Below are 15,485 nucleotides of genomic sequence, written 5' to 3'. Positions count from 1 at the left end.
TGAAGGGAATGGTTAAACATAATGTGCATGCATCGGTGAAAGATGAAAAATTAGTTGCGTTAAGACGTGAACAAATGATTAAAGGTGCGGTTCAACTGTTTAAACAAAAAGGATTTCCGCGTACAACAACGAGAGAGATTGCAAAAGCGGCTGGGTTTAGTATAGGGACACTTTATGAGTACATTCGTACCAAAGATGATGTTTTATATTTAGTTTGTGATAGTATTTATGAACATGTAAAAGAAAGATTAGAGGAAGTAGTTTGTACAGAAAAAGGGAGTATAGAAAGTTTAAAGATAGCAATAACGAATTACTTTAAAGTGATGGACGAATTACAGGAAGAAGTATTGATAATGTATCAAGAGGTACGCTTTTTACCGAAAGAATCACTTCCGTATGTATTAGAAAAGGAGTTTCAAATGGTAGGAATGTTCGAGAATATTTTAGAACAGTGTACGGAAAATGGAACATTTACATTAAATAAAAAAGAAATACAGCTTCTTGCGCATAATATTTTTATACAAGGACAGATGTGGGGATTTAGACGCTGGGCGCTGCAAAAACTGTATACGCTCGAAGAATATACAGAAATGCAAATTAGGTATGTATTGCAAGGGGCCCATATGCTTCCGAAATAAGGAACAGACAAATTATAATTTTACTACCCTATAAAAGTTTCCCGTTTTTTTTGTAGCATATTTGTGCGACTTTTGTTTATAATGAATAGTATGGATTTTTTTAAGCAGGCCGTTATATATAAGGTTATATTTGATGAAAGGAAGTGCCGCATAAGTGGATTTTAAGCAATATTCACCAGAAGAGCTAAAAGAATGTTCAATGATTGAAGTTGTACATAGCGTTTTAGGGGATAAAAAACAAGCAACGACATTCAACGAGTTGGTTCAAGAAATCGCTCAAGTGCTGGGACTATCTCAAGAGCAAGTTAATGCGAAAATCGCACAATTTTATACAGACTTAAACATCGATGGACGTTTCATTAATTTAGGAGAAAATCGTTGGGGACTACGCAGCTGGTACCCATATGAGCAAATTGATGAAGAAATCTTGCCTCAACCAAAACCGAAGAAGAAACGTAAAGTTGAAGAAGACGGTTTTGACGACTACATTGAAGAAGACGAAGATGACTTCGACGATGCAGATGTAAGTGAAGATGAAGACGATGTAGAAGATTTGGACAAGGTTCTTGAAGAAGAAGACGGAGATGACGACGATCTTGATGATTTAGACGAAGATGACGACGACTTCGCTGAAGAAGAACTTGAGTATGATGAAACTGAAGAAGAAGAAGAGGAAGAACTGTAGTTCTTGACTTTTCATTATCGTCCATGTAGAATCATTTTTGGGCTCTTTAAAAAAGGACGATAATACTTTTAAAGTGTAAATATAAAAGAAAATTGCTCCCTACTTATTACTTTTTGTGATGAGGGGAGCAATTTTCTTTTTTGTTTTTTGTTTAGAAAATAAAAAGAGTCTAACAATAAGATGGATACAGTGTTATCTACATACGTTGCGCTTTGCAACGGTGATTATATAACAGCAAAATAGAAGGGAGCTTTTTCATGACTAAGTATATTTTTGTAACAGGCGGTGTAGTATCGTCTTTAGGAAAAGGTATTACAGCAGCATCTCTTGGAAGACTTTTAAAAAATCGTGGTTTAAACGTAACGATTCAAAAGTTTGATCCATACATTAACGTAGACCCAGGGACTATGAGCCCATACCAACACGGTGAGGTATTCGTAACAGATGATGGCGCAGAAACTGACTTAGACCTTGGTCACTATGAGCGTTTCATCGACATTAACTTAAACAAATACAGCAACGTAACAACAGGTAAAATTTACTCTTCAGTTCTTCAAAAAGAGCGTCGCGGTGAATATTTAGGAGGAACAGTTCAAGTTATTCCTCATATTACTAACGAAATTAAAGAACGCGTATATCGTTCTGGTCGTGAAACAAATGCGGATGTTGTTATTACAGAAATCGGTGGAACTGTTGGTGACATCGAGTCTCTACCATTCTTAGAAGCAATCCGTCAAATTAAGAGCGACATCGGTCGTGACAATGTAATGTACATTCACTGTACGTTAATCCCGTACTTAAAAGCAGCGGGTGAAATGAAGACAAAACCAACACAACATAGTGTTAAAGAACTTCGTAGCTTAGGTATTCAACCAAACATTATCGTTGTTCGTACAGAAATGCCTGTTTCTCAAGATATGAAAGACAAGCTTGCATTATTCTGTGACATCGATACAAAAGCAGTTATCGAAGCTCGCGATGCAGATACTTTATATGCGGTTCCATTATCTCTTCAAGAACAAAACATGGACCAAATCGTTTGTGACCACTTAAAATTAGACAATCCAGCTGCAGATATGACAGAGTGGACTGCGCTAGTTAACAAAGTGCGTAATCTTTCTAAGAAAACAAAAATCGCTCTTGTTGGTAAATATGTAGAACTTCAAGATGCTTATATTTCTGTTGTAGAAGCACTTCGTCATGCTGGTTACTCATTCGACACAGATGTAGAAGTAAAATGGGTAAATGCTGAGCACGTAACAGCAGAAAACGTAAAAGAATTAGTTGGCGATACAGATGGTATCCTTGTACCAGGTGGCTTCGGCGATCGTGGTGTAGAAGGTAAAATCGTTGCGATTCAATATGCTCGTGAAAACAAAGTTCCATTCTTAGGAATTTGCTTAGGTATGCAACTTGCATCAATCGAATTCGCACGTAATGTATTAGGTTTAGAAGGTGCTAACTCTTCTGAAATCAACCCTGACACACCATATGCAATCATCGACTTATTACCAGAACAAAAAGATGTAGAGGACCTAGGTGGTACACTTCGTCTTGGTCTATACCCATGTAAGCTTGCTGAAGAAACAAATGCTTACAATGCTTATAATGAGCCGGTTGTATATGAGCGTCATCGTCATCGTTATGAGTTCAACAACCAGTTCCGTCCTGATATGGAAAAAGAAGGATTTGTATTCTCTGGTACAAGCCCAGACGGCCGTCTAGTTGAAATCATTGAATTAAAAGACCACCCTTGGTTCGTGGCAGCACAGTTCCACCCAGAACTTGTTTCTCGTCCAAACCGTCCACAACCATTGTTCCATGACTTCGTAAGAGCTTCTATTACGAATAAAGAGAGCAAGTAATAAAAAAAGCGCCTGAAATAAGGCGCTTTTTTTTAATATTCATTTAACATTTCATCGATTGTAAATTTGATTCCGTGATAAGCAAATAAAGCTACTATTAAACTTGGGAATCCGTAGCGATTACCTTCATCGTCTGGAATAAGACCTTTTAACAGTTTTGTATCAATATGTACGTCTGTATATCGTTCGAGTGATTCCGTACCTTCTTGAAGAGCAGAAATGCCGACAATAGAGTGTCCCTCTTCTTGTAGTTTTTTTGCAATTTCTACAACCGCTTCATCTGTTGAAAAACGGCTAATAAGAAGTACACGATCCGCAGAGGTTACTTCTGCTTCTTTACCATTTTCAAATAAGCGTTTTGCTTGCTTCATTGGTTCAGCACCGAATAGTGCCTCGGCAACAACGCCTTCCATTTCATTTGTACCATGTAAATAAATGAAACCATCGCCAACTAGTGCTTGAGCAAGTAAACGAGCACTATCTTCTATATTCATTTCTTCTTTTTGAGAAACTCTGGAGAAATAACCACTTAATTGAGTTGAAAAAATTTTTAACATAATGTTACTCCCTTCGTACGTGTTTGCCGGCTTTCATTATAGTTTATTTTTTTAGAAAGGTGAAATCGTAGGGTAGCATAACAAAATAGGAAACGGTAAAATAAGAAAGAATAGGAAGGAATTTGCCAAAGAATAGCGAAAATAAATCGTTAAGATATAAGAAGCTTTAAATCTTGTACTTACACAGAAAGGTTGGGAATTATGGAAGGTAAAATTTTAATCGTTGATGATCAATATGGGATTCGTGTGCTATTACATGAAGTGTTCCAAAAAGAAGGTTATCAGACATTCCAAGCAGCAAATGGATTTCAAGCTTTAGATATCGTGAAAAAAGATAATCCAGATTTAGTAGTGTTAGATATGAAAATTCCAGGCATGGATGGTATAGAGATTTTAAAGCATGTAAAAGAAATTGATGAGAGTATTAAAGTAATTTTAATGACTGCTTATGGAGAGCTTGATATGATCCAAGAAGCAAAAGATTTAGGTGCTTTAATGCATTTTGCTAAACCATTTGATATTGATGAAATTCGTCAAGCTGTGAGAAATGAGCTCGCTGTAGAGGCGTAAAAATGAATTTTTTATAAAAAATATGGAAAAAAGCGTTTACATGGACTATTGTGCAGGTGAATACGGTTGAGTTTTTGAGTACAAGTTGTTATCCTATTGAGTGTAGAAAAAAGTCCGGTATGTAGATATACATATTTTACCTTATTCTGGTCATACTACCAGCGATAAGAACTTATCGGATACAAAAAACGTTTTTTAGGAGGATTCACCATGCCTTTAGTTTCTATGAAAGAAATGCTAAACAAAGCACTAGAAGGAAAATACGCAGTTGGTCAATTCAACATGAACAACTTAGAGTGGACTCAAGCTATCTTAGCTGCTGCGGAAGAAGAAAAATCTCCTGTAATCCTAGGTGTATCTGAGGGTGCAGCTCGTCATATGACTGGTTTCAAAACAGTTGTAGCTATGGTTAAAGCTTTAATCGAAGAAATGAACATCACTGTTCCTGTAGCGATTCACCTTGACCATGGTTCAAGCTTCGAAAAATGTAAAGAAGCAATCGATGCAGGTTTCACATCTGTAATGATCGACGCTTCTCACCACCCATTCGAAGAAAACGTTGAAACTACTAAACAAGTAGTAGAATACGCACACGCTCGTAACGTATCTGTTGAAGCTGAGCTTGGAACAGTTGGCGGACAAGAAGATGACGTAATCGCTGAAGGCGTAATTTACGCTGACCCAGCAGAGTGTAAGCACCTTGTTGAAGCAACAGGTATCGATTGCCTAGCTCCAGCTTTAGGTTCTGTACACGGTCCTTACAAAGGTGAGCCTAACTTAGGATTCGCTGAAATGGAACAAGTTCGTGACTTCACTGGCGTACCTTTAGTATTACATGGTGGTACTGGTATCCCAACTGCTGATATCGAAAAAGCTATCTCTTTAGGTACTTCAAAAATCAACGTAAACACTGAGAACCAAATCGAGTTTACAAAAGCTGTTCGTGAAGTATTAAACAAAGACCAAGAAGTTTACGATCCTCGTAAATTTATCGGACCTGGCCGCGACGCTATCAAAGCAACTGTTATTGGTAAAATTCGCGAATTCGGTTCTAACGGTAAAGCGTAAGAATAAAATTCCGTTTTGGAAACCGTCTAGTCTTTTAGACGGTTTCCTTTCGTTGTATAATGAAAGCGTGAACAAGTCTAAAGATTTTATCATTTTTGGTTTTTAAATAGAAAATAATGTGCATAGTCCTATTAATAAATGTGATAACGTATCTAAATTGATAAAGTGAATTCGATGAATAGTTGATCTTTATCTATTCGTGCTACAGGAGAAATGAAGATAATGGTTTCCTATTTATTGAGTTTTGGGATGGAAAGAGTAATTGAGATTCTTAAGGGGAGCTTTCTATAAAAAGATAGAAAGTAAATACATTCACAAGAAGGGAGCTCAATATGGAAAAATTGCTAATTGAAGGCGGAAGAGCTTTAAATGGAACAATTCGAGTAAGTGGTGCAAAGAACAGTGCCGTTGCATTAATTCCAGCGACAATTTTAGCAGATACTCCAGTAACTATTGGTGGTGTCCCTAATATTTCGGACGTGAAAATGTTAGGAGACTTACTAGAGGAAATTGGAGGGAAAGTAACTTATGGACAGGAGGAAGAAATGGTAGTCGATCCTTCTAACATGGTTGCAATGCCTTTGCCAAATGGAAAAGTGAAAAAATTGCGCGCTTCTTATTATTTAATGGGTGCAATGCTTGGCCGTTTTAAAAAAGCTGTTATTGGGCTTCCGGGTGGATGTCATTTAGGCCCGAGGCCGATTGATCAGCATATTAAAGGGTTTGAAGCGCTAGGTGCACATGTTACGAATGAACAAGGTGCCATCTATTTAAGAGCAGATGAGCTACGCGGGGCACGTATTTATTTAGATGTTGTTAGTGTAGGAGCTACAATTAATATTATGCTAGCAGCTGTACGAGCAAAAGGTAGAACTGTTATTGAAAATGCAGCGAAAGAGCCTGAGATCATTGATGTAGCTACATTGTTAACAAGCATGGGAGCCCGTATTAAAGGTGCTGGTACTGATGTAATCCGAATAGATGGTGTTGACTCTTTACATGGTTGTCACCATACTATCATCCCAGATCGTATTGAAGCTGGTACGTATATGATTCTAGGAGCTGCATCAGGAGGAGAAGTAACGGTTGATAACGTTATTCCTCAGCATTTAGAATCAGTTACTGCAAAGCTAAGAGAAGCTGGTGTTCAAGTTGAAACGAACGATGATCAAATTACGGTGAACGGTAATAGAAAGTTAAAAGTAGTTGATATCAAAACGCTTGTATATCCAGGTTTTCCAACGGATTTACAACAGCCGTTTACGACGCTTTTAACAAAGGCGCACGGGACGGGAGTTGTAACAGATACAATTTACGGTGCCCGTTTCAAACACATTGATGAATTACGTCGTATGAATGCTCAAATTAAAGTAGAGGGTCGTTCGGCAATTGTAACTGGTCCTGTATTATTGCAAGGTGCAAAAGTGAAAGCGAGTGATTTACGAGCAGGAGCGGCACTTGTTATTGCAGGATTAATGGCAGATGGAATTACAGAAGTAACAGGACTTGAGCATATTGATCGAGGTTATGAGAATATAGTGGACAAGCTTAAAGGGCTTGGAGCAAACATTTGGCGAGAACAAATGACAAAGCAAGAAATTGAAGAAATGAAGAACGCATAAGTGATACTTCCGCAAGGGGGAAGCGAAGCATCACTACTTGCGGAAGTACACTTTATAGAAAAACACGGTTCACAAAATACGGCAGAAATATAAAGACTTAAAGGAGAGGGATTATCGTGGAGAGAAGTTTATCTATGGAGTTAGTACGTGTAACAGAGGCTGCGGCTTTATCATCAGCGCGTTGGATGGGGCGCGGGAAAAAGGATGAGGCAGACGGTGCAGCAACATCAGCTATGCGTGATGTATTTGATACAATTCCGATGAAGGGTACAGTTGTAATTGGTGAAGGTGAGATGGATGAAGCACCAATGCTATATATCGGAGAGAAATTAGGTACAGGATATGGACCACGTGTAGACGTTGCGGTTGATCCTTTAGAAGGGACAAACATCGTAGCAGCTGGTGGCTGGAATGCTCTTGCTGTTATTGCAATTGCAGACCACGGTAATTTGTTACATGCCCCTGACATGTACATGGATAAAATCGCGGTTGGCCCAGAAGCAGTTGGGGCGGTCGACATTGATGCGCCTATTATTGATAACTTACGTGCAGTTGCGAAAGCGAAAAATAAAGATATTGAAGATGTTGTAGCGACAGTTTTAAATCGTCCACGTCATCAAGAAATTATCGAAGAAATTCGTAAAGCTGGTGCGCGCATTAAATTGATTAATGATGGAGATGTAGCTGGAGCGATTAATACAGCGTTTGATCGTACAGGTGTAGATATTTTATTTGGATCTGGTGGAGCACCTGAAGGTGTATTAGCAGCAGTTGCTTTAAAATGTTTAGGTGGAGAAATTCACGGAAAACTATTGCCACAAAACGAAGCTGAATTAGCACGTTGTAAAAAAATGGGCATAGAAGACATTAATCGTATCCTTCGCATGGAGGACTTAGTAAAAGGTGACGATGCAATCTTTGCAGCAACAGGCGTAACAGATGGAGAACTATTACGCGGTGTTCAATTTAAAGGTAGCGTAGGAACAACGCAATCCCTTGTTATGCGCGCAAAATCAGGCACAGTTCGCTTCGTGGATGGACGTCATAGCTTGAATAAAAAACCAAACTTGGTTATTAAATAAAAAGCGTAAGCAGCTCGTTCAGAATGGGAGGGGGATGGAGCTTCTGACGTAGAGGCGCTTTTTGCCTCGTAGGAAGAAGTGAAGCCACCGACCATTCTAGCTGCTGAAGCTGGATTAAGTAAAAAGCGGAGGTGGCTTGCTCAGAAGGGGAAGGCATTGGAACTCCTGACCATTCTAGCTGCTGAAGCTGGATTAAATAAAAAGTGCAAGCGGCTCGCTCAGAAAGGTTAAAATGGTCGACTTTTCTAACTATCGGAGCTGGAACTAAATTAAATAAGAAGCGAAGACAAATTTTCTTGTCTTCGCTTCTTGTATTTGTGTTCCAACGTATTGATTAAAACTAGATAAAAGGGTTACAATAGTGAATATTACCCTACTTGAACTTATTGCCTTTCATTATTAATTATTTGCCTTCCGTATTTTTTCCCTTTACCCATGAAAAAAGAGAATAACGTTAAAGTGTGGTGTCTGAATGAATTTGTCAATTGCAGCATTAGAAAACATGAAATTAAAAGAGTTATACGAGCTTGCGAAAGAATTTAAGATTTCGTATTATAGCAAATTAACGAAAAAAGAGTTAATTTTTTCTATTTTGAAAGCTCGAGCAGAAAAAGAAGGTTTCTTTTTCATGGAAGGCGTATTAGAAATTATTCAATCAGAAGGATTTGGATTCCTACGTCCTATCAACTATTCTCCAAGCTCAGAAGATATTTATATCTCAGCTTCGCAAATTCGTCGTTTCGATTTACGTAATGGAGATAAGGTTTCTGGTAAAGTACGACCTCCGAAAGAAAATGAACGCTATTTTGGGTTATTACAAGTTGAAGCTGTAAACGGAGATGATCCAGATTCAGCAAAAGAGCGTGTGCATTTCCCTGCATTAACACCATTATACCCAGATCGCCAAATGAAATTGGAAACGGAACCTAAAAAGTTACCGACACGCATCATGGATTTAATCGCACCAGTTGGATTTGGACAACGTGGTTTAATTGTTGCGCCTCCAAAGGCTGGTAAAACAAGTCTATTAAAAGAAATCGCGCATAGTGTTACAACAAATCATCCGGAAGCAGAATTAATTGTACTTTTAATTGATGAGCGTCCAGAGGAAGTAACAGACATTGAACGTTCTGTTAAAGGAGATGTTGTAAGTTCTACTTTTGATGAAGTGCCAGAAAATCATATTAAAGTAGCTGAGCTTGTGTTAGAACGTGCGATGCGTCTTGTAGAGCACAAGAAAGATGTTATCATTTTAATGGATAGTATTACCCGTTTAGCTCGAGCTTACAACCTCGTTATTCCACCAAGTGGTAGAACATTATCAGGTGGTATCGATCCAGCTGCCTTCCATAGACCGAAGCGTTTCTTTGGAGCTGCGCGTAATATTGAAGAAGGCGGTAGCTTAACAATTTTAGCAACAGCCCTTGTTGATACAGGATCACGTATGGACGATGTTATTTACGAGGAATTTAAAGGAACTGGAAATATGGAACTTCACTTAGATCGTTCATTAGCTGAACGTCGTATCTTCCCGGCGATCGATATTCGTCGTTCTGGTACACGTAAAGAAGATCTATTAATTCCAAAAGAACATTTAGACAAGTTATGGGGCATTCGTAAAACAATGCGTGATACACCAGACTTCGTTGAAAGTTTCTTACGTAAGCTTCGTCAAACGAAGACAAATGAAGAGTTTTTACAAAACATTGTTGCAGACTCAAAAAGGTATGTAACAACTAAGTAAAGGGAAAAAATCAGGACTCGCTTATTTTATAGTAAGCGAGTTTTTTATGCTGTTTAGGTGATATTAAAGAGAGAGATAAGTGAGAGAACCTTAGCCAGTCAGAGCTAAACGAGCCGCGTGCGCTTTAAGGTGATATCCAGCTCCAGCAGCTAGAATCTCGGGTCATTTCACTCTCTCGCTCGAAGCAAAAAGCGCTTCAAGGTCGAGAGTTCCAATGCCCTGCGATTCTGAACGAGCCGCTTCTGCTTTTAAATGGTATCCAGTTCCGGTGGCTAGCTCTTCGCATCTAAGAACCTTCCGCCCGAAAGGTAAAAAGCACCTTTAGGGCGAAAGAACCTTAGCTGGTCAGAGCTGAGCGAGCCACCTCCACTTTCAATTTAATATCCAGCTCCAGCGGCTAGAATGGTCGGTGGCTTCGCGTCTTCCTACGAGGCAAAAAGCGCCTCTACGTCAGAAGCTCCATCCCCCTCCCATTCTGAACGAGCCGCGTGCGCTTTTAAAATTAAAAAGACAAAAACAGGTAGTTGCAAAATGAAGTTAGCCTTGTTATAATTTCATCATATGTGTTTCATCAATATAGTTGTGTATGCAGCTGAAGATGAAAAACTCTGTTTCGAAAATGATTCAGGGCGGAAGGAGATGAAAAGAATGAAAGCAGGAATTCACCCAGATTACAAGAAAGTTGTATTCATGGACACAAACACAGGCTTCAAATTCTTAAGCGGATCTACTAAAGGATCTAACGAAACTGTTGAGTGGGAAGATGGTAACACTTATCCATTACTAAAAGTTGAGATCAGTTCTGATTCTCACCCATTCTACACTGGACGTCAGAAGTTTGCTACTGCAGACGGACGCGTTGACCGCTTCAATAAGAAATACGGTCTTAAGTAATAAAAACATAAAACAGGCAAGTGTATGTATTCGCTTGTCTGTTTTTTTTGCGAAAATATTATACCTTTACCCTACTTTTAACTGAAAAGTAGATGAAAGGAGAGCTTCATGTACTTAATAAATCAAAATGGCTGGATTGAAGTGATTTGCGGTAGTATGTTTTCTGGCAAGTCAGAAGAGCTAATCCGCCGTGTGCGCCGTACGCAATTTGCAAAACAACATGCAATTGTATTTAAACCATGTATTGATAATCGATATAGTGAAGAAGATGTAGTATCACATAACGGATTAAAGGTAAAAGCAGTTCCTGTTTCAGCTTCAAAGGATATATTTGAACATATTACAGAAGAGCTGGATGTTATTGCAATCGATGAGGTGCAATTTTTTGATGGGGACATTGTGGAAGTGGTGCAAGTATTGGCAAATCGTGGCTATCGTGTCATTGTAGCTGGTTTAGACCAAGATTTCCGTGGTCTACCATTTGGACAAGTTCCTCAGCTGATGGCGATTGCTGAACATGTGACAAAACTACAAGCAGTATGTTCTGTATGTGGATCTCCAGCAAGTCGTACACAACGATTAATTGATGGAGAACCAGCGGCATTTGATGATCCAATTATTTTAGTTGGAGCTTCAGAATCGTATGAACCGCGTTGTCGTCATTGTCATGCAGTACCTGCAAACAAAGATAAGTAAAACTCGCTGCGCAAGGCGGGTTTTTTTCAAAATAGAGAGAATGAGCGGTGTGAGCCGCTTACGCTTTTAAATATATCTAGTTCTGGTGGCTAGCTCTTTGCATCTAAGAACCTTCCGTCCCAAAAGGTAAAAAGCACCTTTAGGTCGAAAGAACCTTAGCTGGTCAGAGCTGAAAGAGCCACCGCCACTTTTAAATATATTATCTAGCTCCAGCGGCTAGAATCTCCGGCCATTTCGCTCTCTCGCTTGAAGCAAAAAGCGCTTCAAGGTCGAGAGTTGAAAGTGGCCTGCGATTCTGAAAGAGCCGCTTGCGCTTTTAAATATATCTAGTTCTGGTGGCTAGCTCTTCGCATCTAAGAACCTTCCGCCCAAAAGGTAAAAAGCACCTTTAGGTCGAAAGAACCTTAGCTGGTCAGAGCTGAAAGAGCCACCGCCACTTTTAAATATATTATCTAGCTCCAGCGGCTAGAATCTCCGGCCATTTCGCTCTCTCGCTCGAAGCAAAAAGCGCTTCAAGGTCGAGAGCTCCAATGGCCTGCGATTCTGAGCGAGCCGCTTGCGCTTTTAAATATAATTTGCGTTTTTTTGAGTAAGTACCATATACTATTTGTATTAGATACTAGGATGTAGAGGTGAATGATGTGTTAGATCGTTTGCAAGCTGTAGAAAATCGTTATGAGAAGTTAAATGAATTGTTAAGTGATCCAGCGATTATTAGTGATTCAAATAAGCTTCGTGAATATTCAAAGGAACAGTCTGATATACAGGAAACGGTAGAGGTGTATCGTGAGTATAAGGATGTTCGTGAGCAATTAAAAGATGCGAAAGCAATGTTAGAAGATAAGTTAGACGCAGAAATGCGTGAAATGGTAAAAGAAGAAGTTTCTGAGTTAGAATCACAAGATAAAACATTATCAGAGCGTCTGAAAATTTTACTTGTTCCAAAAGACCCTAATGATGATAAGAACGTTATCGTTGAGGTTCGTGGAGCTGCTGGTGGAGACGAGGCAGCTTTATTTGCTGGTGACTTATACCGTATGTATAGCCGTTACGCTGAGGTACAGGGCTGGAAAACGGAGATTATTGAGGCTAGCTATACAGAGTTAGGTGGATATAAAGAGATTATCTTTATGATTAATGGTAAAGGTGCTTTCGCGAAGCTGAAATTCGAGAATGGTGCTCACCGTGTACAACGTGTTCCTGAAACGGAATCTGGTGGACGTATTCATACATCTACAGCAACTGTAGCTGTATTACCAGAGGCAGAAGAAGTAGAAATTGATATTCATGAGAAAGATGTTCGTGTTGATACATTCGCTTCTAGTGGACCTGGTGGACAGAGCGTTAATACAACGATGTCAGCGGTGCGTTTAACGCATTTACCGACTGGTGTAGTTGTATCTTGTCAGGATGAGAAATCACAGATCAAGAATAAAGAAAAAGCGATGAAAGTATTACGCGCACGTGTTTATGATAAGTTTAGACAAGAAGCGCAAGCTGAGTATGATCAAAACCGTAAACAAGCTGTTGGTACGGGAGATCGTTCAGAGCGTATTCGTACGTATAACTTCCCGCAAAACCGTGTTACAGACCATCGAATCGGTTTAACGATTCAAAAGCTAGATCAAATCTTACAAGGTAAGTTAGATGATTTCATCAATGCCTTAGTGATGGAAGATCAGGCTCAAAAGATGGAGGCAGCTGAGTAATGCGTGTCTATGAAGCCCTGAAATGGGCTTCTTCTTTTTTACAGGAAAATGGACGAGATGAAAATGCGGGAGAAATTGTCCTTTGTCATGTATTAAAGGTGAACAGAACAGGATTACTTATGAATATGCGTGAAGAAATAACTGAGGATCAAGAGAAAAGCTTTACGGAGTTTATCCACAAGCATGTAGAAGGTATTCCTATTCAATATATGATTGGTTATGAAATGTTTTATGGACGGTCTTTCTTTGTGAATGAAGAAGTATTAATACCAAGACCGGAAACAGAAGAGCTTATAGTGGGAGTATTAGAAAGAATCGAGCGCCATTTTGGTGATGAGAAACTACATGTAGCAGATATAGGTACAGGTAGTGGAGCGATTTCTATTACGCTTGCTTTAGAAAATGAAAATCTTCATGTGTATACAGTAGATATTGCACAAGAGTCGATTGAAGTTGCAAAAGAAAATGCAAAAGCTTTAGGTGCAGAAGTAACGTTCTATCACGGTGATTTATTGTCACCATTTCATAAAACGGGTCAAAAGCTAGATGTTGTTGTTTCAAATCCTCCATATATACCGGAAGAGGATTGGCGTGGTCTTTCTCCTGTTGTGAAAGAGCATGAGCCGAAGAGAGCACTTGTTGGTGGTGAAGACGGATTAGATTTCTATCGCCGTTTTATGGAAGAATTGCCGAATGTGTTGCAGAAGAAAGCAATTGTGGCGTTTGAAATTGGAGTAGGACAAGGTGAGGATGTAAAAAGATTGTTACAACAAGCTTTCCCACATGCTCATGTTGAGGTTGTTTTCGATATTAACGGAAAAGATCGTATGGTATTTGCAGAGATGGAGTAAGGTTCACACCTTACTCTATTTTTTTGTGGAAAAATTCATATAGATTTTGAATTTAATAGTTTAGAAAGATGAAAGTCTGTCCACACTGTTTGTAGAAGGGACGGTGGAGGAAATGAAAAAACAAGTTATTGCTTATCTTCTTATACTATTAATTGGTGCACAGTTACTTGTGCAGTTTGGATATATGAAAGCTGATGCGAAAGGGCCTTCAGTTATTCCGAAAGAGGCCGTTCGATTACGAATTTTAGCAAATAGTGATTCAGATAAAGACCAGGCATTAAAGCGTAAAGTGCGTGATGAAGTAAAAGCACAAATTGATGGGTGGGTAGCGGATTTAACTTCATTTGAAGAGGCACGCAAAGTAATTCAAAGTCATATTCCAGAAATCGAGAAAACGGTGGAAAATACGTTAAAAAGAGAAGGAAGTAAAGATTCATTTCAAGTGAAATTTAGTAAGAATGTAAAGTTTCCTACAAAGGTATACGGGAATTTTATTTATCCAGCAGGAGAATATGAAGCAGTATTAATCACAATTGGAGAAGGTGAAGGGGCGAACTGGTGGTGTGTATTATTTCCACCAATGTGTTTCTTAGATTTTTCGAGCGGGACAGCTGTAAGAAAAGAAGAGCACGTTGTGAAGGCGGAATCTCCTGAAGAGGAGCAGGTGAAACAACTAGATGAGGAAGTAATAGATAAAGAAGAGAAGAAAGTAGATAAGGTAAAAGAAACGAAAGCTGTAAAGCAGGAAGTAGTAAAAAAAGTAACAGCTTCTGAAAAGAAAGTAGTAAAAAATGAAACAAAAGTCGAAGAGCAGCCTGTAAGTAAAGAAGAAATAAAAACTGTGGAAAAAGTGGAGAAACCTGTGGAGAAAAAACAAGAAAAGCAAAATGAGTATGTAAAAGTAGAAGAGGAAGAAGAAAAGCCAGAAGTTAAATTGTTTATTGTAGAAGCTTTTACATCTTTATTCTCTAAATAGTACTATTAATAAATCCCTCTTCATATATAAAAATGAGGAGGGATTTATTATGAAGAAAGTGTATTTTGCTACGAAAGCAGATGTGGAAAGATTACATTCTTTTTTCGGACAAGCTAATAAAAAAGATGATAAAATAAATGAGTTGTACGCACAATTTATGATTTTGGAAGAGGCGGAAGAAATACGAGCTGTAATTGGTTATGAACGAAGTGGGGAAGATGTGCTTATTCGTTCTTGTTTATTCACACCTCATGTGGATAAACAGACTTTCTTATATTTTTTTGAAATGTTTTTGCAGTATATGAAAGAAAAAAGTGTTCAACAATTGTACTTACTAACAAATCATCCACAATCTGTACCGATCTTTCAGTTTTTTGACTTTTTTACTATAGAAAAGGATGAGGTTCCAGAGGGAATTCAACAACTAGAACATTTTTGTAAAAATATAAAAGAGCAGAATGCAATAATACTAAATTGTCAGCTATTCACAAAGTTATCCACGGATTAATTAGGTTTATCCACATTTTG

Annotated in this window: 15 protein-coding genes; 14 read left to right on the top strand and 1 reads right to left on the bottom strand. The window is 38.6% G+C overall.

What is annotated here, in order from left to right; translation table 11 throughout:
- Positions 1–8: 8 nt before the first annotated feature.
- From BHV55_RS26595 to pyrG, 3 genes are all read left to right on the top strand, one after another.
- Positions 9–638 (top strand): TetR/AcrR family transcriptional regulator, encoded by a 630-nt coding sequence (locus BHV55_RS26595; RefSeq protein WP_000238599.1) that lies wholly within the window; start codon positions 9–11, stop codon positions 636–638.
- 154 nt (positions 639–792) lie between these two features.
- Positions 793–1,323 carry a DNA-directed RNA polymerase subunit delta gene (rpoE, locus tag BHV55_RS26590; protein WP_000346280.1) on the top strand — a complete coding sequence of 177 codons (531 nt, stop codon included), beginning with the start codon at positions 793–795 and terminating at the stop codon, positions 1,321–1,323.
- A 257-nt stretch (positions 1,324–1,580) separates the two neighbouring features.
- Positions 1,581–3,188, top strand: a complete 1,608-nt coding sequence (gene pyrG / locus BHV55_RS26585) for a CTP synthase (protein ID WP_000170460.1) — start codon at positions 1,581–1,583, stop codon at positions 3,186–3,188.
- A gap of 32 nt (positions 3,189–3,220) precedes the next feature.
- On the opposite strand, the gene BHV55_RS26580 is transcribed toward pyrG, so the two are convergent.
- Positions 3,221–3,745 (bottom strand): DUF2529 domain-containing protein, encoded by a 525-nt coding sequence (locus BHV55_RS26580; protein ID WP_000912402.1) that lies wholly within the window; start codon positions 3,743–3,745, stop codon positions 3,221–3,223.
- Positions 3,746–3,946: 201 nt separating this feature from the next.
- Between BHV55_RS26580 and spo0F the strand changes: the two genes are divergently transcribed.
- From spo0F to BHV55_RS26525, 11 genes are all read left to right on the top strand, one after another.
- Positions 3,947–4,315 (top strand): sporulation initiation phosphotransferase Spo0F, encoded by a 369-nt coding sequence (gene spo0F, locus BHV55_RS26575; RefSeq protein WP_000398594.1) that lies wholly within the window; start codon positions 3,947–3,949, stop codon positions 4,313–4,315.
- A 210-nt stretch (positions 4,316–4,525) separates the two neighbouring features.
- Positions 4,526–5,383, top strand: coding sequence for a class II fructose-bisphosphate aldolase (locus BHV55_RS26570; RefSeq protein ID WP_001131855.1), 858 nt, complete (start codon positions 4,526–4,528; stop codon positions 5,381–5,383).
- Between the two features lie 332 nt (positions 5,384–5,715).
- Complete coding sequence (murA, locus tag BHV55_RS26565; protein WP_000413254.1) at positions 5,716–7,005, top strand: UDP-N-acetylglucosamine 1-carboxyvinyltransferase; 1,290 nt, start codon at positions 5,716–5,718, stop codon at positions 7,003–7,005.
- 116 nt (positions 7,006–7,121) lie between these two features.
- On the top strand, positions 7,122–8,087 hold the full coding sequence (gene glpX / locus BHV55_RS26560) for a class II fructose-bisphosphatase (protein ID WP_000442340.1): 966 nt from the start codon (positions 7,122–7,124) through the stop codon (positions 8,085–8,087).
- 472 nt (positions 8,088–8,559) lie between these two features.
- A complete protein-coding gene (gene rho / locus BHV55_RS26555; protein WP_001053903.1) occupies positions 8,560–9,831 on the top strand; it encodes a transcription termination factor Rho in 1,272 nt (423 codons plus the stop codon).
- Between the two features lie 648 nt (positions 9,832–10,479).
- Positions 10,480–10,725 (top strand): type B 50S ribosomal protein L31, encoded by a 246-nt coding sequence (locus BHV55_RS26550; RefSeq protein WP_000643433.1) that lies wholly within the window; start codon positions 10,480–10,482, stop codon positions 10,723–10,725.
- Between the two features lie 108 nt (positions 10,726–10,833).
- Positions 10,834–11,421 (top strand): thymidine kinase, encoded by a 588-nt coding sequence (locus BHV55_RS26545; RefSeq protein WP_000280859.1) that lies wholly within the window; start codon positions 10,834–10,836, stop codon positions 11,419–11,421.
- 641 nt (positions 11,422–12,062) lie between these two features.
- Positions 12,063–13,130 carry a peptide chain release factor 1 gene (gene prfA, locus BHV55_RS26540; protein WP_000887064.1) on the top strand — a complete coding sequence of 356 codons (1,068 nt, stop codon included), beginning with the start codon at positions 12,063–12,065 and terminating at the stop codon, positions 13,128–13,130.
- Positions 13,130–13,981 (top strand): peptide chain release factor N(5)-glutamine methyltransferase, encoded by an 852-nt coding sequence (gene prmC, locus BHV55_RS26535; protein ID WP_001267055.1) that lies wholly within the window; start codon positions 13,130–13,132, stop codon positions 13,979–13,981. Before prfA ends, prmC begins: the two co-directional genes overlap by 1 nt.
- 112 nt (positions 13,982–14,093) lie before the next feature.
- Positions 14,094–14,957: a stage II sporulation protein R gene (spoIIR, locus tag BHV55_RS26530; RefSeq protein ID WP_000745063.1), complete on the top strand. Its 864-nt coding sequence runs from the start codon at positions 14,094–14,096 to the stop codon at positions 14,955–14,957.
- Positions 14,958–15,006: 49 nt separating this feature from the next.
- Positions 15,007–15,465: a GNAT family N-acetyltransferase gene (locus BHV55_RS26525; RefSeq protein WP_000758446.1), complete on the top strand. Its 459-nt coding sequence runs from the start codon at positions 15,007–15,009 to the stop codon at positions 15,463–15,465.
- Positions 15,466–15,485 lie beyond the last annotated feature (20 nt).

Source organism: Bacillus sp. RZ2MS9 (assembly GCF_001816185.2).
Classification (GTDB): Bacteria; Bacillota; Bacilli; order Bacillales; family Bacillaceae_G; genus Bacillus_A; species Bacillus_A cereus.
The sequence above is the reverse complement of the archived record's forward strand: the minus strand, read 5'-3'. Positions and strand labels throughout refer to the sequence as shown.

What these genes read in the sequence shown, in the direction of transcription:
- BHV55_RS26595 (WP_000238599.1), top strand. Translation starts at nt 9, where the DNA reads ATGGTTAAACATAATGTGCATGCATCGGTGAAAGATGAAAAATTAGTT.
- BHV55_RS26550 (WP_000643433.1), top strand. Translation starts at nt 10,480, where the DNA reads ATGAAAGCAGGAATTCACCCAGATTACAAGAAAGTTGTATTCATGGAC.
- pyrG (WP_000170460.1), top strand. Translation starts at nt 1,581, where the DNA reads ATGACTAAGTATATTTTTGTAACAGGCGGTGTAGTATCGTCTTTAGGA.
- prmC (WP_001267055.1), top strand. Translation starts at nt 13,130, where the DNA reads ATGCGTGTCTATGAAGCCCTGAAATGGGCTTCTTCTTTTTTACAGGAA.
- BHV55_RS26580 (WP_000912402.1), bottom strand. Translation starts at nt 3,745, where the DNA reads ATGTTAAAAATTTTTTCAACTCAATTAAGTGGTTATTTCTCCAGAGTT.
- spo0F (WP_000398594.1), top strand. Translation starts at nt 3,947, where the DNA reads ATGGAAGGTAAAATTTTAATCGTTGATGATCAATATGGGATTCGTGTG.
- murA (WP_000413254.1), top strand. Translation starts at nt 5,716, where the DNA reads ATGGAAAAATTGCTAATTGAAGGCGGAAGAGCTTTAAATGGAACAATT.
- BHV55_RS26525 (WP_000758446.1), top strand. Translation starts at nt 15,007, where the DNA reads ATGAAGAAAGTGTATTTTGCTACGAAAGCAGATGTGGAAAGATTACAT.
- BHV55_RS26570 (WP_001131855.1), top strand. Translation starts at nt 4,526, where the DNA reads ATGCCTTTAGTTTCTATGAAAGAAATGCTAAACAAAGCACTAGAAGGA.
- rho (WP_001053903.1), top strand. Translation starts at nt 8,560, where the DNA reads ATGAATTTGTCAATTGCAGCATTAGAAAACATGAAATTAAAAGAGTTA.
- spoIIR (WP_000745063.1), top strand. Translation starts at nt 14,094, where the DNA reads ATGAAAAAACAAGTTATTGCTTATCTTCTTATACTATTAATTGGTGCA.
- BHV55_RS26545 (WP_000280859.1), top strand. Translation starts at nt 10,834, where the DNA reads ATGTACTTAATAAATCAAAATGGCTGGATTGAAGTGATTTGCGGTAGT.